The sequence below is a fragment of the Paraburkholderia lebeckiae genome, assembly GCF_050436325.1.
Lineage (GTDB): Bacteria > Pseudomonadota > Gammaproteobacteria > Burkholderiales > Burkholderiaceae > Paraburkholderia > Paraburkholderia tuberum.
This window is the reverse complement of the sequence record NZ_JBNDLZ010000003.1, coordinates 997,222-1,014,135: the sequence shown is the minus strand read 5'-3', so window position 1 is coordinate 1,014,135 and position 16,914 is coordinate 997,222. Positions and strand designations below refer to the sequence as shown.

Annotated in this window: 17 protein-coding genes; 7 read left to right on the top strand and 10 right to left on the bottom strand. The window is 64.0% G+C overall.

Annotation, left to right across the window (positions count from 1 at the left end; all coding sequences use genetic code 11):
• Window positions 1-49: 49 nt before the first annotated feature.
• Window positions 50-1,300, bottom strand: a complete 1,251-nt coding sequence (locus OKW44_RS22595) for a Crp/Fnr family transcriptional regulator (protein WP_018419878.1) — start codon at window positions 1,298-1,300, stop codon at window positions 50-52.
• A 426-nt stretch (window positions 1,301-1,726) separates the two neighbouring features.
• Between OKW44_RS22595 and OKW44_RS22590 the strand changes: the two genes are divergently transcribed.
• The 4 genes from OKW44_RS22590 to OKW44_RS22575 all read left to right on the top strand — a co-directional run bounded on the left by OKW44_RS22590 (window position 1,727) and on the right by OKW44_RS22575 (window position 6,008).
• Window positions 1,727-2,653, top strand: a complete 927-nt coding sequence (locus OKW44_RS22590; protein WP_018419879.1) for a class I SAM-dependent methyltransferase — start codon at window positions 1,727-1,729, stop codon at window positions 2,651-2,653.
• Between the two features lie 312 nt (window positions 2,654-2,965).
• Entirely contained in the window at window positions 2,966-3,208 is a 243-nt protein-coding gene (locus OKW44_RS22585; RefSeq protein WP_018419880.1) for a DUF3311 domain-containing protein, read from the top strand.
• Window positions 3,205-4,755 (top strand): monocarboxylate uptake permease MctP, encoded by a 1,551-nt coding sequence (gene mctP / locus OKW44_RS22580; protein ID WP_018419881.1) that lies wholly within the window; start codon window positions 3,205-3,207, stop codon window positions 4,753-4,755. The genes OKW44_RS22585 and mctP overlap by 4 nt, the downstream gene beginning before the upstream one ends.
• Before the next feature lie 128 nt (window positions 4,756-4,883).
• Window positions 4,884-6,008 (top strand): FUSC family protein, encoded by a 1,125-nt coding sequence (locus tag OKW44_RS22575; protein ID WP_026225680.1) that lies wholly within the window; start codon window positions 4,884-4,886, stop codon window positions 6,006-6,008.
• A gap of 31 nt (window positions 6,009-6,039) precedes the next feature.
• Here the strand turns inward: OKW44_RS22575 and OKW44_RS22570 are convergent, their stop codons facing one another.
• The 5 genes from OKW44_RS22570 to OKW44_RS22550 all read right to left on the bottom strand — a co-directional run bounded on the left by OKW44_RS22570 (window position 6,040) and on the right by OKW44_RS22550 (window position 11,210).
• Complete coding sequence (locus OKW44_RS22570) at window positions 6,040-6,459, bottom strand: VOC family protein (protein ID WP_026225681.1); 420 nt, start codon at window positions 6,457-6,459, stop codon at window positions 6,040-6,042.
• Window positions 6,460-6,713: 254 nt separating this feature from the next.
• On the bottom strand, window positions 6,714-7,667 hold the full coding sequence (tal, locus tag OKW44_RS22565) for a transaldolase (protein WP_026225682.1): 954 nt from the start codon (window positions 7,665-7,667) through the stop codon (window positions 6,714-6,716).
• A gap of 214 nt (window positions 7,668-7,881) precedes the next feature.
• Window positions 7,882-9,102 (bottom strand): benzoate/H(+) symporter BenE family transporter, encoded by a 1,221-nt coding sequence (locus OKW44_RS22560; RefSeq protein ID WP_018419885.1) that lies wholly within the window; start codon window positions 9,100-9,102, stop codon window positions 7,882-7,884.
• A gap of 61 nt (window positions 9,103-9,163) precedes the next feature.
• The gene (locus tag OKW44_RS22555) at window positions 9,164-10,339 is read right to left on the bottom strand and encodes a vWA domain-containing protein (protein ID WP_018419886.1); all 1,176 of its coding nucleotides are present in this window, start codon (window positions 10,337-10,339) and stop codon (window positions 9,164-9,166) included.
• 28 nt (window positions 10,340-10,367) lie between these two features.
• Window positions 10,368-11,210 (bottom strand): AAA family ATPase, encoded by an 843-nt coding sequence (locus OKW44_RS22550; protein ID WP_018419887.1) that lies wholly within the window; start codon window positions 11,208-11,210, stop codon window positions 10,368-10,370.
• Between the two features lie 315 nt (window positions 11,211-11,525).
• On the opposite strand from OKW44_RS22550, the gene OKW44_RS22545 reads away from it, so the two are divergent.
• Both OKW44_RS22545 and OKW44_RS22540 read left to right on the top strand, forming a co-directional pair.
• A complete protein-coding gene (locus OKW44_RS22545; protein WP_018419888.1) occupies window positions 11,526-11,894 on the top strand; it encodes a c-type cytochrome in 369 nt (122 codons plus the stop codon).
• Between the two features lie 46 nt (window positions 11,895-11,940).
• Entirely contained in the window at window positions 11,941-12,321 is a 381-nt protein-coding gene (locus tag OKW44_RS22540; protein ID WP_018419889.1) for a c-type cytochrome, read from the top strand.
• A gap of 126 nt (window positions 12,322-12,447) precedes the next feature.
• Here the strand turns inward: OKW44_RS22540 and OKW44_RS22535 are convergent, their stop codons facing one another.
• The 3 genes from OKW44_RS22535 to rsxB form a co-directional block, all read right to left on the bottom strand.
• Window positions 12,448-12,882 carry a DUF1841 family protein gene (locus OKW44_RS22535; RefSeq protein WP_018419890.1) on the bottom strand — a complete coding sequence of 145 codons (435 nt, stop codon included), beginning with the start codon at window positions 12,880-12,882 and terminating at the stop codon, window positions 12,448-12,450.
• Between the two features lie 144 nt (window positions 12,883-13,026).
• The gene (nth, locus tag OKW44_RS22530) at window positions 13,027-13,671 is read right to left on the bottom strand and encodes an endonuclease III (protein ID WP_018419891.1); all 645 of its coding nucleotides are present in this window, start codon (window positions 13,669-13,671) and stop codon (window positions 13,027-13,029) included.
• Window positions 13,672-13,714: 43 nt separating this feature from the next.
• A complete protein-coding gene (gene rsxB, locus OKW44_RS22525) occupies window positions 13,715-14,620 on the bottom strand; it encodes an electron transport complex subunit RsxB (RefSeq protein WP_018419892.1) in 906 nt (301 codons plus the stop codon).
• Window positions 14,621-14,860: 240 nt separating this feature from the next.
• Here rsxB and OKW44_RS22520 point away from each other — a divergent pair, with 240 nt between their 5' ends.
• Complete coding sequence (locus OKW44_RS22520) at window positions 14,861-15,493, top strand: TetR/AcrR family transcriptional regulator (protein ID WP_013088849.1); 633 nt, start codon at window positions 14,861-14,863, stop codon at window positions 15,491-15,493.
• Between the two features lie 124 nt (window positions 15,494-15,617).
• Here the strand turns inward: OKW44_RS22520 and OKW44_RS22515 are convergent, their stop codons facing one another.
• Window positions 15,618-16,895 carry a polyhydroxyalkanoate depolymerase gene (locus OKW44_RS22515; RefSeq protein ID WP_018419893.1) on the bottom strand — a complete coding sequence of 426 codons (1,278 nt, stop codon included), beginning with the start codon at window positions 16,893-16,895 and terminating at the stop codon, window positions 15,618-15,620.
• Window positions 16,896-16,914: the final 19 nt, after the last annotated feature.

Below are 16,914 nucleotides of genomic sequence, written 5' to 3'. Positions count from 1 at the left end.
GCGCCGCGCTCACGCTGCGCGCATGAGCGATGGCGCGCCGTCAAACCGGTTAGCGCGCGGCGTCCTGCAGCGCCGCGCGTGGCGCCGCCGGGGCCTTCAGTGTCTTCACCGCGTCGAGCAACCGTTGCTCGATGTCGCCGACTTCGATCGCATCGATCTTGATATCGCGCCGCATCACCCACGACACTTCGTTGCGACGCACTTCGGTCATCACCGCCAGCAGGCGCTCGGCCACTGGCTGCCCGTCGACGCTGGCGAGCAGCTTCGCGAGATCGTACGTATCGAAGCCGCTGACGGCTTCGAACAGCGTGCGCTGGTCGACGAAGGCGAGATCGTCGAGCGAATTCAGCGCGCCGCTCTGGTGCGTATTGCGTCGCGAGAAATAGGCGACGCCTTGCTGCTCGACATAGGTCAGTACCTTCGACTTGCGGAACGCGAACACTTCGTCGGCGATTTCGCCGTGCGACAACTTGTTCAGAATCAGCGTCTTGTCGACACCGATCAACGCTTCCAGATCGGTCAGCTCGATCAGCTCGAGTTCGCTGTTCACCGCGATATCGAGGTCGCCGTCCGCGACCTGCTGCGCGCGATCGACGATGCGCGCGGCGTCGAACGTGACGACCTGGCGCGCGGCCGCGCCGTCATACGCCGAGTATTCGGTCGACGCGTTAGTCAGCTGTCCGGGCTGCGCGGCCTCGATCGTAACGAGGTTGAGCTTCTCCATCCGCTTGAGCATCGCCATCACGTGCGGACGCGAATGGCCGGCAATCGCGCGACACTTCTTGATCACTTCGACGAGCGGCACCGAGATCTCCTCGGCGTGCGATTGCGGCGGCCGTCGTCCCCAGCTGTCGTTCCCATCGCGCCGTTCGCCGTTCGACATCAGCGTCAGCACGTGCGCGTACGACAGTACGCCCGGCAGAAAGTCGGCGTGGGTGTAGGTCGCAAGCAGATCGTCCTTGCGCTTTACGCGACGAATCAGCGTGCGCGTGATATGACGCAGCAACGGCGACACGCGCTCGATCTCGTCGTCGAGCATGCCGGCCGGCACGACGGTCAGTTGACAGAAGGTCAGCGCCTTCGCCGTGTTGCTGCGTGGCTCGGCAGCGAGCAACGCGGCCTCGCCGAAGAATTCGCCACGGCCCAGCGTCGCGACGACGACCTTCTTGTCGTCGCAGCGAGTGGAAAGTTCGACCTTGCCTTCCGTGATCAGAAAGACCACAGGCTCACCCGAGTAGCCCTCGGAATAGATGATCTCGCCGGGCGCTGCTGTGCGCGTCCAGGACTGTTGACGATTCAAAGTAATTCCCCTGCAGCGCTGATTTGTAGTGGCGGCCGTGCGACGCAATGCGATGCGATGCATCGCATGGGTCGACAGTCATTCCTCGTACGCCCGTTTACGACATTGGGCGGGGGACTCTTTAACCGGCGGAGAGGGCCGCACCGGGAGGAAATGCGCTGCAAGCTGCGGCTGGTGACGGAAAACGGCGATAAAGCGCCACGTAAATCGTTTGCGCGTGGCGTAATGGCGCAGGTTGGTCGCGACCCAGCGGTCGGAAAAATTTTTGGTTCTTCGAGGATGCCGAACCAAATTCGGCTTCGTCGTGGACGTGTTGTGAGTTCGTTGAAAGCAGTTTGTGAGCGGTTGATTTGAATGAGCGAGTCGCAGCGAATGCTATGCTCTCGTTCGACCAAAAATATTGCGCCTGTTGCGCGACATCCCTACATGACGAATCTGATCAAGCGCGCTTCGGCCGAGGCGCGCGCTTTCCGTGACCGCGACGCCCAAGCCATCGGCGGTAAACGGAAAATGGCGCACAAGAAGGCACCCAGATCCACGCGCAACGCGAGCGGCACCGTCGAGCACGACGCGCCGCAAATCGAAGCGCCGCGCAAGCCGCGCTTCGCACCGGTGACGTTCTCCGAAGAGGGCGGCGTGCGCTACCTGCATTTCGGCACGGAATGGGTGCAAGGCGCGATGCGTCTGCGCAAGCCCGATCACATCGAACTCGAATACGCGCAGCAGATGATGGCCTGGCTGCTATTCCTCGAAACGCCGAAGCGCATCGTGCAGCTCGGGCTCGGCGCCGCGTCGCTGACGAAGTTCGCGCACCGCTTCCTGAAGAGCGCGAAGGTCGAGGCCGTCGAACTGAATCCGGCGGTCGTCGTGGCCGCGCGCACGATGTTCGAACTGCCGCCCGACGACGCGCGTCTGACCGTTCATGAAACCGACGCGTGGGACTTCGTCAACGAGAGCGCGAACCACGGCACCATCGGCGCGCTGCAGATCGATGTCTACGACGCGACCGCGCGCGGCCCAGTGCTCGACAGCGTCGGCTTTTACCGTGCGGCACGTGCGTGTCTGACCGACGCGGGCATCGTCACGGTGAATCTGTTCGGCGATCATCCGAGCTTCGTGCGCAATATGAAGCGTCTGAACGAAGCCTTCGACGGTCGCGTCGTCGCGCTGCCCGAAGTGCACGACGGCAACCGTATCGCGATCGCGTTCTCGGGCCCCGCGCTCGACGTGCCGTTCACCACGCTAGAGGCGCGCGCGAAGCTGATCGAAGCCGAGCTCGGCTTGCCGGCGCGCAAATGGATCAAGGGCCTGCGCGAATCGACGCGGCAGACGGGCGCATCGTTTGCGATCTGAGCGCTGAGCTCTGATCAGCGCACGGAGAATGAAGCGGCCGTGCCGGCGTATCGGTCGGCACGGCCGCTTTGCTTCCGGTATTTTTTTTCACGTCTGCGCTGCAACGTCATCCAGCCTGCATCGTTGGCGCTTCGTCGCGTTGCTGGACGCCGACGCGACTCGGGTCGTCCCTGCTTGACCGGGCGTTCGCCACTCCTATACTCTTTCGAAGCTTTCGGGGAGCCCGTGGCTGACCGCGGGACGACCACCCGCTGAGTCCCACCTCCCGTCGACCGCGGGCAGATAAATTCTAAATAGGAAACAGGAGACGTCATGGCTCACGATGCCGACGTGAAGAAAGCCAGCAAGCACTGGCTCTGGCTATTGCTGCTGCCTTGGATCGCGATGATCTGGGTGCCGTCCTACAACCGGATCGAGCCGCAGCTGTTCGATTTCCCGTTCTTCTACTGGTATCAGCTGCTGTGGGTGCTGATCAGCGCGGTGATCACCGCGTTCGTCTATTCGAAGACCAAGTCCCGCTATACGGGTCGCACGAACGGGGGCGCGCAACGATGAACCCCATTGCAACCTTCGTCTTCGTTCTGTTTTTCATCGGCGTCACGATTCTCGGCTTCGTCGCGGCCCATTGGCGGCGCGGCGATCTCGCGCATCTCGAAGAGTGGGGTCTCGGCGGCCGGCGCTTCGGCACGATCGTCACGTGGTTCCTGCTCGGCGGCGACCTGTACACCGCCTACACGTTCATCGCGGTGCCGGCGCTCGTGTTCGGTGCGGGCGCAACGGGCTTCTTCGCGCTGCCGTACACGATCCTGATCTATCCGTTCGCGTTCGTCGTGTTTCCGAAGCTGTGGAGCGTCGCGAAGCGGCACGGCTACGTGACCTCGGCGGACTTCGTGTCGGCCCGCTACGGCAGCCGCATGCTCGCGCTCGCGGTCGCGGTGACCGGCATCGTCGCGACGATGCCGTACATCGCGCTGCAACTGGTCGGTATCGAAGTGGTGATCGGCGCGCTCGGTTTCGACACGACCGGCTTCGTCGGCGATCTGCCGCTGATCATCGCATTCGCGATCCTCGCGGCCTACACGTACACGTCGGGCCTGCGCGCGCCGGCCATGATCGCGGTCGTCAAGGACATCCTGATCTACGTGACGATCTTCGCCGCGATCATCGTGATTCCGCCGCAGCTGGGCGGCTTCGGCCATATCTTCGGCGCGGTCCCGCCGGCCAAGCTGCTGCTGAAGTCGCCGGACGTGTCGAGCCTGAACGGCTATAGCGCGTACGCGACGCTCGCGGTGGGTTCGGCGCTCGCGCTGTTCCTGTATCCGCACTCGATCACCGCGGTGCTGTCGTCGAAGTCGGGCAACACGATCCGCCGCAACATGGCGTTGCTGCCGGCGTATTCGCTGGTGCTCGGCCTGCTCGCGCTGCTCGGCTTCATGGCGCTCGCGGCCGGCGTGAAGGACATGCCGGAGTTCGCGCCGTACTTCAAGGCCTTCGGCCCGAACTTCGCAGTGCCGGCGCTGTTCCTGCACTTCTTCCCGTCGTGGTTCGTCGGCGTCGCGTTCGCGGCGATCGGTATCGGCGCGCTGGTGCCGGCGGCGATCATGTCGATCGCGGCGGCGAATCTGTATACACGCAACGTGCACAAGGAGTTCGTCAACCGCAACATGACGCACGAGCAGGAGACCAACGTCGCGAAGCTGGTGTCGCTGATCGTCAAGGTCGGCGCGGTGGCGTTCATTCTCGGTCTGCCGCTCACGTACGCGATCCAGTTGCAACTGCTCGGCGGGATCTGGATCATTCAGACGCTGCCGGCGATCGTGCTGGGTCTCTACACGCGCGTGCTCGACTACCGGGGTCTGTTGCTCGGCTGGGCGGCAGGTATCGCGACCGGCACGTGGATGGCGATTTCGTTGAACCTCGCGAGTTCGATCTTCACGATCCATCTGTTCGGCATGGCGATTCCGGGCTATGCGGCCGTGTGGTCGCTGGTCGTGAACCTCGTGGTGTCGGTCGTCGTGAGCCTGATCGTGCGCGCGGTGGGCATGCAGCGCGCCGAGGACCGTACGCATCCGGAGGACTACCTGGACATCGTCGAAGGCTGATTCCAGCCGCAAATCACGTTCTGAAACACGCAACGCCCGCCGACGGAAGTTGGCGGGCGTTTGTGTTTGCGGGGCACTCCAGGGCAGGATAGCGGAACCGTCCTTTCACGCGTTCGCCGCGCGCCGCCATGGCTGCTGCCGATACTCCCACTTTGGTTTCCCGCCGCGCGGCGCTCAGCCGGATGGTGCGCGCGGTCACGTCGCCGTACTACCGCTACCGGCACGCCAAGGTGCTACATAGCCTGCGCGTCGGCGTCGCGATGCTGGTGTCGATTCTCGCGACGACCGGCATCGATATTCCGCACGGCATCTGGTCGTCGGTGACGCTGCTGGTCGTGATCGGCGGCTTGCAGCATCACGGCAATATCCGCAAGAAAGCGGCCGAACGCGCGGCCGGCACGCTGCTCGGCGCATCGATCGGGCTCCTGCTGATCGTGCAACAGCACTTCATCGGTTCGCTGCCGCTCACCTATGTGCTGGAGGCGATCATCGCGTCGATCTGCGCATGGTTCGCGATTGGCTCGTCCGGCTATATCGGGCTCCTGACCGCCATCACGATGTGCATCGTCGCGGGCCACGGCGACAATCTGATCGACGTCGGCCTGTGGCGCACGCTGAACGTGCTGATCGGTATCGTCATCGCGCTGGCGTCTTCGTTCGCGTTTCCTCTGCACGCGACGTATTCGTGGCGCTACGGCCTAGCCGCCAATCTGCGCGAATGCGCGGGAATCTACGCGCGGCTGCTCGACGGCGAAACGATCACCGAGGAGGAGCAGGTCAAGCGCTTTCTGCGGATCAACAAGCGGCTCGTGCAACTGCGCTCGCTGATGCCGTCGGTCGCGAAGGAAATCGACGTGCCGCAGACGAGGCTCGAGGAGATCCAGCGGCTGCATCGCTCGGTGCTCAGCGCGCTGGAACTGCTTGCCACGGGGCCGCTGATGAACGCCGATGCCGCCGCGCGCACCACCTATGCAGCGCGTTGCGGCGCCGAGGTGCGCGCCGTGCGGGCGATCCTGTTGTCCACCGCGCGCGGGCTGCGTTTTGGCCGTCCGTCGCGCTTTGGCATTCCGGCCGCGGCGCCGCTCGCGAAGGGGCACGGCGACGTGGCCACCGCGTTGCCGCCCGACTGGCAAGGGCCGTACTGGCTCGGTCAGCGGCTCGCGGAGCAGGTAGACCGGTTGCGCGCGCTATTGCTGGAGACCGAGCCGAACTGGAACATCGAGCGGCACGAGCGGGCGACGCGTGGTGGGTAGGTGCTAGCGCTGGCGAGCCTGCCCCCAGGCCTCAAACCTGCGGCGGCAGCGTGACCATCCACATCATGCCGAAGCGGTCCACCACCATTCCGAAGCCCTTGCTCCAGAACGTTTGCTGGAACGGCATCACGACCTGGCCGCCATCGGCGAGCGCGTTGAAGCACTTTTCCGCCGACGCGCCGTCATCGACGGTCAGCGACAGACTGAAGCCATTGAACGGGCCGGCCGCCGGATCGCAGTTGCCGTCGGAAGCCATCCACGTGCTCGTGCCCAGCTGCACGCTCGCGTGCATGATCTTGTCGGCGAGTTCGGGGCGTGGCGGATTGTGCGCGTCCGGCGGCGCTTCCTTGAACAGCATCTTGAAGGTCACCTGGGCGCCGAGCTTGTCGGTGTAGTAATCGAGCGCTTCCTGGCAACGGCCGTTGAAGAACACATAGGGCTGAACGTACATGATCGTCTCCATGGTCAGGCGTTGGGCGGGCGCCGTCGTTCCTCGCCAGCGGCGGCGGGGAGAGGCGTGAAGTCGATTGTAGTCGGTGGCGGCGCGTCGATTGTGACGCTACGTCGCCGGTGGCGACCCAGCGTGAACGAGAAGCGGCGCTGAACCGTGAGGTCCAGCGCCGCCTGTCATGGATGGCATTCGCGCGGAGCGGCGCAGCGAGCGTGAGCGTCACTCAGCCAGCCACGCCCGCCGCCTCCGGCGCCTCAGCGCAGCGTGTCGATCAGCTTTTCCAGCTTCACCGCGTCTGCGGCGAACGTGCGGATGCCTTCGGAGAGCTTCTCGGTCGCCATCGCTTCGTCGTTGAGGAGGAAGCGGAACGACTTCTCGTCGACCGGCACGCGCTCGATGTCCGCGTCGTGCGATGTCTCCGCCGACAGCTTGCGCTCGACCTTGTCGGTGCTCTCGTGCAGTTTCTGCAGCAGGTCGGGGCTGATCGTCAGCAGATCGCAGCCGGCCAGTTCCAGAATCTGCGAGGTCGTGCGAAAGCTCGCGCCCATCACCTCGGTCTTGTAGCCGAACTTCTTGTAGTACGCGTAGATGCGGCGCACCGACTTGACGCCCGGATCGTTGGCGCCGCCGTCTTTCGCTTCGTCCCACGCGCTGCCGGCGTTCTTCTTGTACCAGTCGTAGATGCGGCCGACGAACGGCGAGATCAGCTGCGCGCCAGCTTCCGCGGCGGCGGCGGCCTGCACGAGCGAAAACAGCAGCGTCATGTTGCAGTGGATGCCTTCCTTCTGCAGGACCTCGGCCGCGCGCACGCCTTCCCACGTCGACGCGAGCTTGATCAGCACGCGGTCGCGCTCGATGCCGTGTTCCTTGTACAGCGCGATCAGCTCGCGGCCTTTCGCGATCGAGCCTTCGACGTCGAACGACAGGCGCGCGTCGACTTCGGTCGACACCCGCCCTGGGATGATCTTCAGGATTTCGGTGCCGAAGGCGATCAGCAACTGGTCGATGATCGCGCCGGCCGGCTTCGACGCATGCGCCTTCACGGTCTTTTCGAGCAGCGGCCGGTAGTCGTCTTTCTGCACGGCCTTCAGAATCAGCGACGGATTGGTGGTCGCATCGCGCGGCTTGTACTGCGCGAGCTGCTGGAAGTCGCCGGTGTCGGCCACCACGGTGGTGTATTGCTTGAGTTGGTCGAGTGCGGTTGTCATGTTCGGGCCTTCAGGGCGCGTGTGCGCCATGGTTCAGGAGAAATGAGGACGCCGCCGCGCCGGCAGCAGGAATGAGCCGGCGCCGGCGGCCGCGGGTCAAGCCGCAGCGCGTCCCACGATGGCTTGGGAAACGCTGCCGGATACATCTATTCTATGGCGGATCGCCGAGGACGGTATGAACACCGGGTATGGACAGCCGGGCGTGGCGATCCGTTCACACGCGCCGCGCGTTCAGCACGACTTGCGTCACCACGCCGGCGACGAGCCCCCAGAACGCCGAGCCGATCGACAGCAGCGTGAGTCCCGACGCGGTCACCATGAACGTGACGAGCGCCGCCTCGCGCTGTCTCGTATCCTGCATCGCATTGGCGAGCCCGCTCATGATCGAGCCGAACAGCGCGAGCGCCGCGACGGAGACGACCAGTTCCTTCGGGAACGCCGCGAACAGCGCGGCGATCGTCGCGCCGAACACGCCCGCGAGCAGATAGAAAATGCCGCCCCATACGGCCGCTGTGTAGCGCCTGGCGCGGTTTTCGTGCGCTTCAGGGCCGGTGCAGATCGCCGCCGTGATCGCCGCAAGATTGATGCCGTGCGAGCCAAACGGCGCGAGCAGCAGCGACGCGACGCCGGTCGTCGCGATCAGCGGCGCGGACGGGGTCGTATAGCCGTCGGCGCGCAGCACCGCGATGCCCGGCACGTTCTGCGAGGCCATCGCGACGACGAACAGCGGAATGCCGATGCTCACGCAAGCCGCCGCCGAAAACGACGGCAGCGTCAGCACCGGATGCGCGAGCGCGACGTGAAAGTGGCTGAAGTCGAGCAGCCCGAGGCCGCCGGCGGCTGCGGTGCCTGCCACGAGCGTGGCCGGAATCGCATAGCGCGGCACGAACCGCTTGACGATCAGGTAGGTGAAGAACATCGTCAGCACGAGCGCGGTCTGGTACTGCGCGGCGCGGAAAATCTCGATGCCGATCTCGAACAGGATGCCCGCGAGCAGCGCTGCCGCGAGGCCGGACGGAATCCGCTTCATCAGCGCATCGAACCAGCCGGTGACGCCGACCAGCGTCAGCAGCGCCGCGCAGAAGATGAATGCGCCGATCGCCTGCGCATACTCGACATGCGGCAGCGACGACACCAGCAGCGCCGCGCCCGGCGTCGACCACGCGATCACGATCGGCGCGCGAAAGCGCAGCGACAGGCCGATCGTGCAGAGGCCCATGCCGATCGACAGCGCCCAGATCCACGACGAAATCTGCGCGTCGCTCAGATGCGCGGCCTGGCCCGCCTGGAACATCAGCACGAGCGAGCTCGTGTAGCCGGTCATCGCCGCGACGAAGCCCGCGACGATCGTCGACAGCGACGTATCGGCGAGCGGATTGAAGCGCCTCTGCGGTGTGGCGGCGGGGGACAGCTGGGGCGACGGGGACGAACTCATGCGAAGGCTTTCTTGTTTTGGAAGTTAGAGCGACGGGACGTGGATTCTGGAACGGCGGGCGTTACTTGCTCAGCACCCGCATGGCCGTCTCGAGGCCCGCGAGCGTCAGCGGATACATGCGGTGGCCCAGCACTTCGCGGATCGCGCTGACCGACTGCCGGTACGGCCACAGCGCTTCCGGCTCCGGGTTCAGCCACGCGAAGTGCGGGAAGTGGTCGGCGAGACGGCGCAACCACACAGCGCCGGCCTCGGCGTTGTTGTACTCGACCGAGCCGCCGGGCTGCAACACTTCGTACGGGCTCATGGTCGCGTCGCCGACGAAGATCAGCTTGTAGTCGGGCGTGAACTTGTGCAGCACGTCCCACGTCGGTGTGCGCTCGGCATGGCGGCGGCGGTTGTGCTTCCACAGGAAGTCGTACACGCAGTTGTGGAAATAGTAGAACTCGAGGTGCTTGAACTCGGCCTTCGCGGCGGAGAACAGCTCCTCTGTGCGCTTCACGTGATCGTCCATCGAGCCGCCGACGTCGAGCAGCATCAGCACCTTTACGTTGTTGTGCCGCTCGGGCACCATCTTCAGATCGAGCCAGCCGGCGTTCGCGGCGGTGCTGCGGATCGTGTCGGGCAGGTCGAGTTCTTCCGCGGCGCCTTCGCGGGCGAAACGGCGCAACCGTCGCAGCGCGACCTTGATGTTGCGCGTGCCGATTTCGACCTGGTCGTCGTAGTCGCGATACGCGCGCGCTTCCCATACCTTGACGGCCGTGCGATTGCCGGCCGCGTCGCCGCCGATGCGCACGCCTTCGGGGTTATAGCCGCCGTGACCGAACGGCGACGTGCCGCCCGTCCCGATCCACTTGTTGCCGCCCTCGTGGCGCTCTTTCTGCTCGTCGAACAGTTCCTTCAGGCGCTCCATCAGCTTGTCGATGCCGCCCATCGCCTCGATCTGCGCCTTTTCCTCGGGCGACAGATCGCGTTGCAGCTTCTTCTTCAGCCAGTCGGGCGGAATCTCGAACGCGAGCTCCGAGGTCGCCGCGACACCGTTGAAAAAGGCGCCGAACGCCTGGTCGAACTTGTCGAAGTACTGCTCGTCCTTCACGAGCGTGATGCGCGAGAGGTAGTAGAACTCGTCGAGCGACGGCGCGATCACGTTGGCCTTCAGCGCTTCGAGCAGCGTCAGGTATTCTTTCACCGAGACTGGCAGTCTGGCGGCGCGCAGCGAGTAGAAAAAGTCGATCAGCATGCTGGATGTCCTGCGGCGCGGCGCCCGCTCAACGGTTGTTGCGGTTCATGAACAGCAGCCGCTCGAACAGGCTCACGTCCTGTTCGTTCTTCAGCAGCGCGCCGTGCAGCGGCGGCACGATCTGCTTCTGATCGGCCGAGCGCAGTGCTTCGGGGGGAATGTCTTCGGCGAGGAGCAGCTTGAGCCAGTCGAGCAGTTCGGAGGTGGACGGCTTCTTCTTCAGTCCCGCGACGTTGCGCAGCTCGAAAAAGCTCTGCAGCGCCGCGGCGAGCAGATCCTTCTTGATGCCGGGGTAGTGCACGTCGACGATCTGCTGCATCGTCGTCGCATCCGGAAACCGGATGTAGTGGAAGAAGCAGCGGCGCAGGAACGCGTCGGGCAACTCCTTCTCGTTGTTCGACGTGATGATCACGAGCGGGCGATGCTTCGCGCGCACCAGCTCGCGCGTCTCGTACACGTAGAACTCCATGCGGTCGAGTTCGCGCAGCAGGTCGTTCGGGAATTCGATGTCGGCTTTGTCGATCTCGTCGATCAGCAGCACGCTCTGCTCGTCCGATTCGAACGCCTGCCACAGCACGCCCTTGACGATGTAGTTGCGGATGTCCTTCACGCGCTCGTCGCCGAGCTGCGAATCGCGCAGACGCGACACCGCGTCGTATTCGTACAGCCCCTGCTGTGCCTTGGTGGTCGACTTGATGTGCCATTGCAAGAGCGGCATGCCGAGCGCGGCGGCGACTTCCTCGGCAAGCATGGTCTTGCCAGTGCCGGGTTCGCCCTTGATCAGCAGCGGACGTTTGAGCGTCATCGCGGCGTTGACCGCGAGCTTGAGGTCGTCGGTGGCGACGTACTGCGATGAGCCTTCGAAACGCATGGCGAGATGCTCTTGTGCGGGAAAAAACCCAGTATAAGTCAGAAGGCCTGTTGGCCTGAAACCGTCTCACGTATGGTGTCAGCCGCGCAGCGACGCGGCCGCGGTGCCGCTGTGGCGTCGTTGCGAAGCCGCCGCGGTCATGGCGTGGACCCGTCCCGGCGGGCGTTGCGCGGCCCCCGTGTCCGGTGGACGTTCGGCGCGGCGTCGCGGTACAATTAGCCCGATTTTTTTGGCCTGCGTGGCTACCGTACAAGAAGAACGGCGCGGACCGCTGCCTTTGTGGGCACCCGTTTCCCCTCAAGCCAGGTTACATCTATGAATAAATTCGTCGGCAAACACGTCGTGATCGCAGCGCTGTCGGTGCTCGCGGGGTATGCGGCCAATGCGCAGGCAGCGGATGTCGTAGGCAACGCCAAGGCGGGCCGGGACAAGGTCGCGATGTGTATCGGCTGCCACGGCATCCCTGAATACCGCACGGCTTATCCAGAGGTTTTCCGCGTGCCGATGCTCGGTGGCCAGAATCAGGCGTACCTCGAAAACGCGCTGCGCGCCTACAAGAAGGGCGACCGCCATTTCGCCACGATGCACGCGATCGCGGTGACGCTGTCGGATCAGGACATTGCCGATGTCGCCGCGTACTACGCAGCGCAAACTGCCGCTTCGAAAAACAATCCCGACAAGTGATCGGCGTCGGTCACCAGCACATCCAATTCGCGGGATAGGAGATTTCATGATCAAGCCCCAACAGGCACTCCACACGGTATTCAAGGCGGTCGGCGCGGCGACGGTAATCGGTCTGGCCGCGGCGAACGCAGCACACGCGGCCGACGCCGGCAACGGTAAGGTGCTCGCCGACAGCCACAACTGCGCGGCCTGCCACGGTCCCAACCTGAACAAGCCGGTGAGCCCGGAGTATCCGAAGCTGGCCGGTCAGCACGCCGACTATGTGTTCTGGGCGCTGCGTCAGTACCAGATGGGTACTGGCAATCCACACCTCGGCCGCAACAACGCGATCATGCAGGCACAGGTGCAGAGCCTGTCGCTAGGCGACATGAAGGACATCGCCGCCTACGTCGAATCGCTGAAAGGCGACCTCGTGCAGAAAAAGTAAGCGTCGGGCACCGGTTTCGCGCCGAAGCTTCAAAAGCAAAACACCCCGCCTTGGCGGGGTGTTTTGCTTTGAGGGTGTCGTACCTCGGCGTGCTGGCGTGGTGCCGCGCCAGAGTTTCCAGTCGCCTCAGTCGCGCGTCGCGCGCCGTTCGATGCGCTGCAGGTACGCGTCCGTGTCCGGCGGCGTGCCGGTGCGCTGCGCTTCCCAGATGGTTTCGCCGAGGCAGTCCATGATCGCGTGCTGCGCCTCGTGCGTCGAACCGAGGCGCGCGGCGAGCCGCTCATGCGCGGCTCGAATGCCGGGCGGCTGATCGATCGACAACTGCTCGGAGATCGCCAGGTGCATCGACAGGTGCAGGAACGGATTGGTCTGGCCGCGCTCCGGCGAATAGTCCTGCGCCTGGGCGGCGGGACCATCGGCGAGATCGGCGTGATATTCGGGATGCTCGACGATCCAGTCGGCGGCGATCGCCTCGAGCGGCGTCAAAATCTCGCCCTGGCGCTGTTTGCGCCAGGTGTCGGTGAAAAAGAGGCGAACTTCGTCGCGGCTGGGATTGAACATCGTGGAACCGGTGCGTGGGAGTGAGGGCGCGGAGCGCGACGGTGCATGTCCGCAGTGCGCGCTGCGCGTAAGGCGTTATTTTACGCGGCGGCCCCGTGGGCTGCAGGCGCGCTGCACGGCCCCGGGTTTCGAGCTGGGCCGGCCTTATAGATCGGGTGGCGGAGTCTTCGGCCGGAACTCGCACAGCGGCTCGATCGCACAATGCCAGCATTCGGGGCGGCGCGCCTTGCACACGTAGCGTCCATGCAGGATCAGCCAGTGGTGCGCATCCTGCCTGAATTCGGCGGGCGTGAATTTTTCGAGTGCCGCTTCGACCGCGCGAACGTCCTTGCCGGGCGCGAGGCCGGTGCGGTTGGCAACGCGGAAAATGTGCGTGTCGACCGCGATGGTCGGATGGCCGAATGCAGTGTTCAGGATCACGTTGGCCGTTTTGCGGCCGACCCCGGGCAGCCCTTCGAGTGCCTCGCGATCTTCTGGCACCTCGCCGCCGTACTGGTCGAGCAGCATGCGGCAAGTTGCGATCACGTTCTTCGCCTTCGTGCGATACAGACCGATCGTCTTGATATAACTCGCGACACCTTCCTCGCCGAGGTCGAACACCTTCTGCGGCGTGTTCGCGACCGGAAACAACCTGCGCATCGCCTTGTTGACCGACACGTCGGTCGCCTGCGCCGACAACAGCACCGCGATCAGCAGTTCGAACGGCGTCGTGTACTCGAGTTCGGTGGTCGGATGCGGATTGAGGCTCTGAAGCGTTTCGTAGATCGCGCGGCGTTTGTTCGCGTTCATGCGGAGCGGGTCCGTGTGAGTGGGCCGGGTTGCGTCGGCGTGGTCAGCGCGCGGTTGGCGGCGAGTTGGATGGCGGATTGGATTCGGTTGACTCATTTGACTCGTCGGATTGCTGCTCCGAGCCGGGCGTGTCGCCACCGCTGGCAACACCGAGACGGCGGCGGCGCGCTTCGGCGGCGTCGATCTGTGCCTGCACGTCGGCGCTGACGTTCTCGGTGTTCAGCGGTCCCTGGCCTTTCGCGGCCAAGTCTTCCTTCTTCTTGCGCGCGCGTTCGAGCGCGGCCTGGATGATCGCGCGTTTCTTCGCTTCCGCGTCGTCCGCAATCGGGGCGGCGGGGGCCTCGGACTGCACTGCCGCGCCGCTTGCCGCAACCGCGTGCGGCGCAGCCGCCGGCGCGCTTGCGGCTCGCCGCGCCGCAGCACGCGCTTCGGCGGCGTCGCGCTCGCGCGCGAGACGGGTCTCGTGGCGGTTATGACGCCCCCGCGCGGCGTCCGCGTGGCTCTGGCTCCATGCATCCCAGCCGGTGGCCTCGCCGGTCACGGGGCGCATCGTGATGCAGTCGACCGGGCAGGGCGGCACGCACAGGTCGCAGCCGGTGCATAGCTCGGCGACCACGGTGTGCATCTGTTTCGGTGCGCCAACTATCGCGTCGACCGGACACGCCTGCATGCACAGCGTGCAGCCGATGCACACCTGTTCGTCGATAACCGCCAACGGACGCGGACGTTCGACGCCATTGGCCGAATTGAGCGGAATCACCGGTTTGCCGAGCAGCGCGGCGAGGCGCGCGATGCCCTCGGCGCCGCCGGGCGGGCACTGGTTATAGTTCGCCTCGCCATTGGCGACGGCTTCGGCATACGGACGGCATGCGGGATAACCGCACTTCGTGCATTGCGTTTGGGGCAGCAGATCTTCGATGCGATCCGCGAGTGTTTTGACGTCTGTCACGGTTGCGGCGCGGGAGCTTGCCGTGCGATCGCACGACCTGAACTAAATAGCACATTATCGCCGATTTCCCGGATTGCCATTCGCAATCCATGTGCCATAATCGAAGCGCTTCATTCGAAAGACCGCAGAAAAGGGTGTGTTTCCCAACCACGACGCGCCCGCTAAACGCCGCCACAAAAAGGCTCGAGGAGAGGCCGGCGGCGCGATCCGGAGAACGCGGCTCACGAAGACGATGCCACCATGAATCAGCCGAAAATCAAAAGAGATCCTGAAGGCACGAGGCGCCGCATCTTGCTCGCGGCGGCGGAAGAGTTTGCAAATGGAGGGCTGTTCGGCGCGCGGGTCGATCAGATCGCTCGCCGCGCGGAAACCAATGAACGAATGCTCTATTACTACTTCGGTAGCAAGGAGCAGCTATTCACCGCGGTACTCGAGCACGCGTTCAGCGCGCTCAACGAAGCGGAACGCACGCTCGAACTCAACGGAATCGCGCCGGTCGAGGCGGTGACGCGTCTCGCGCATTTCGTGTGGGACTACTACCGCGATCATCCCGAGTTGTTGAGGCTCATCAACAACGAGAATCTGCATGAAGCACGCTATATGCAGAAGTCCACGCGCATACGCGAAATGATTTCGCCGATCGTCGCCACGCTCGGCGGCATTCTCGAACGTGGGCAGCGCGCGGGGCTGTTTCGCACGAACATCGACCCGCTGCGCTTTTACGTGACGCTCTCGGGCATGGGCTACTACATCGTGTCGAACCGTTTCACGCTCGAGGCGACGCTCGGCCGCGATTTCAGCAGCGCCGCCGAACGCAGCGAGGTGATTCAGATGAATACAGAGCTGCTGCTCGCGTATTTGTTGAGAAAGTAACGGGCAGTGCGGCGGTGATCACGGGCTGCGGCAAAAAATCAGTATCACGAACAAAGCGCGATAAAAAAGCCAACGGCCTCGAACGGGACCGTTGGCTTTTTATATGCTAATGCAAGTTTAATGCTCAGGCTTCGACTTTTTCTTTCGCCGTCTTTGCCGCCTTGTTGTGCTCGAGAATGAAGTCGCGCAATTGCGGGTAAATGATCGTGCGCCAGCGGCGGCCCGAGAAAATGCCGTAGTGGCCGCATTTCTCCGCAGTGAAGTGACGCTTGCTCTTCGCCGGAATGCCGCTGCACAAGTCGTGCGCCGCGTAAGTCTGGCCGTCGCCGGAAATGTCGTCGAGTTCACCTTCGATCGTAAACAGCGCGGTCGTCGTGATGTCCTGCGGCCGCACCGGTTCGCCGTTGACGACCCACGTGCCCTCGGCAAGACGGAATTCCTGGAACACGACGCGGATCGTGTCGAGGTAATAGTCGGCATCCATGTCGAGCACCGCGTTGTACTCGTCGTAGAAGCGGCGGTGCGCTTCGGCGTCGTCCTCGTCGCCGCGCAGCAGGCTCTGGTAGAAATCCCAGTGCGACGCCGCGTGACGCTCCGGATTCATCGCGACGAAACCGGTGTGCTGCAGGAAGCCGGGATAGACCTTGCGGCCCGCGCCCGGATAGTTCGGCGGCACCGTGAAGATCACGTTGTTCTCGAACCACTCGTACGAGTGCTGCGTGGCCAGCGAATTGACCGAGGTCGGGCTCTTTCGTGCGTCGATCGGGCCGCCCATCATCGTCATCGTGCGCGGCGTGTCCTCGCCGCGGCTCGCCATCAGCGAAATGGCGGCGAGCACCGGCACGGTCGGCTGGCACACCGAGATCACGTGCAGATTCTTCGCGCCGATATGGCGAATGAATTCCTGGATATACGCGATGTAGTCGTTCAGACCGAACCAGCCGGCTTCTAGCGGCACCATGCGCGCGTCGAGCCAGTCGGTGATGTAGACCTTGTGGTCTTGCAGCAACGTGCGCACGGTATCGCGTAGCAGTGTGGCGTGGTGTCCTGACAACGGTGCGCAGACGAGCACGACCGGTTCGTCTTTCAATTGGCTGACAGCTTCGCTGTCATCCGCGAAGCGCTTGAAGCGCATCAGACGGCAGAACGGCTTTTCGATGAATGTCTGCTCGACGATCGGAATGTTATGGCCGTCTTTGACAATCTGGTGAATATTGAACTCGGGCTTTTCGTAGTCCTTGCCGAGCCGGTAAAGCAGTTCGTAGCCGGCGGAAAGGCGCGTGGCGCCCGGCACATAGGCTAGCGGACTGGCCGGATTCGCAAATGATTTCGATGCAGCCTGAGCCCAGGCAGTGAGGGGGCTCAACATCGCCCGTTGGAATTCATGAAATTGATAGAGCATGTTTGCTCCGTTTTAAGCG

Bases quoted from the DNA above. Each gene is read 5' to 3' on its own strand.
- OKW44_RS22590 (WP_018419879.1), top strand. From the start codon at position 1,727: ATGACGAATCTGATCAAGCGCGCTTCGGCCGAGGCGCGCGCTTTCCGT.
- OKW44_RS22585 (WP_018419880.1), top strand. From the start codon at position 2,966: ATGGCTCACGATGCCGACGTGAAGAAAGCCAGCAAGCACTGGCTCTGG.
- mctP (WP_018419881.1), top strand. From the start codon at position 3,205: ATGAACCCCATTGCAACCTTCGTCTTCGTTCTGTTTTTCATCGGCGTC.
- OKW44_RS22575 (WP_026225680.1), top strand. From the start codon at position 4,884: ATGGCTGCTGCCGATACTCCCACTTTGGTTTCCCGCCGCGCGGCGCTC.
- OKW44_RS22570 (WP_026225681.1), bottom strand. From the start codon at position 6,459: ATGTACGTTCAGCCCTATGTGTTCTTCAACGGCCGTTGCCAGGAAGCG.
- tal (WP_026225682.1), bottom strand. From the start codon at position 7,667: ATGACAACCGCACTCGACCAACTCAAGCAATACACCACCGTGGTGGCC.
- OKW44_RS22560 (WP_018419885.1), bottom strand. From the start codon at position 9,102: ATGAGTTCGTCCCCGTCGCCCCAGCTGTCCCCCGCCGCCACACCGCAG.
- OKW44_RS22555 (WP_018419886.1), bottom strand. From the start codon at position 10,339: ATGCTGATCGACTTTTTCTACTCGCTGCGCGCCGCCAGACTGCCAGTC.
- OKW44_RS22550 (WP_018419887.1), bottom strand. From the start codon at position 11,210: ATGCGTTTCGAAGGCTCATCGCAGTACGTCGCCACCGACGACCTCAAG.
- OKW44_RS22545 (WP_018419888.1), top strand. From the start codon at position 11,526: ATGAATAAATTCGTCGGCAAACACGTCGTGATCGCAGCGCTGTCGGTG.
- OKW44_RS22540 (WP_018419889.1), top strand. From the start codon at position 11,941: ATGATCAAGCCCCAACAGGCACTCCACACGGTATTCAAGGCGGTCGGC.
- OKW44_RS22535 (WP_018419890.1), bottom strand. From the start codon at position 12,882: ATGTTCAATCCCAGCCGCGACGAAGTTCGCCTCTTTTTCACCGACACC.
- nth (WP_018419891.1), bottom strand. From the start codon at position 13,671: ATGAACGCGAACAAACGCCGCGCGATCTACGAAACGCTTCAGAGCCTC.
- OKW44_RS22520 (WP_013088849.1), top strand. From the start codon at position 14,861: ATGAATCAGCCGAAAATCAAAAGAGATCCTGAAGGCACGAGGCGCCGC.
- OKW44_RS22515 (WP_018419893.1), bottom strand. From the start codon at position 16,895: ATGCTCTATCAATTTCATGAATTCCAACGGGCGATGTTGAGCCCCCTC.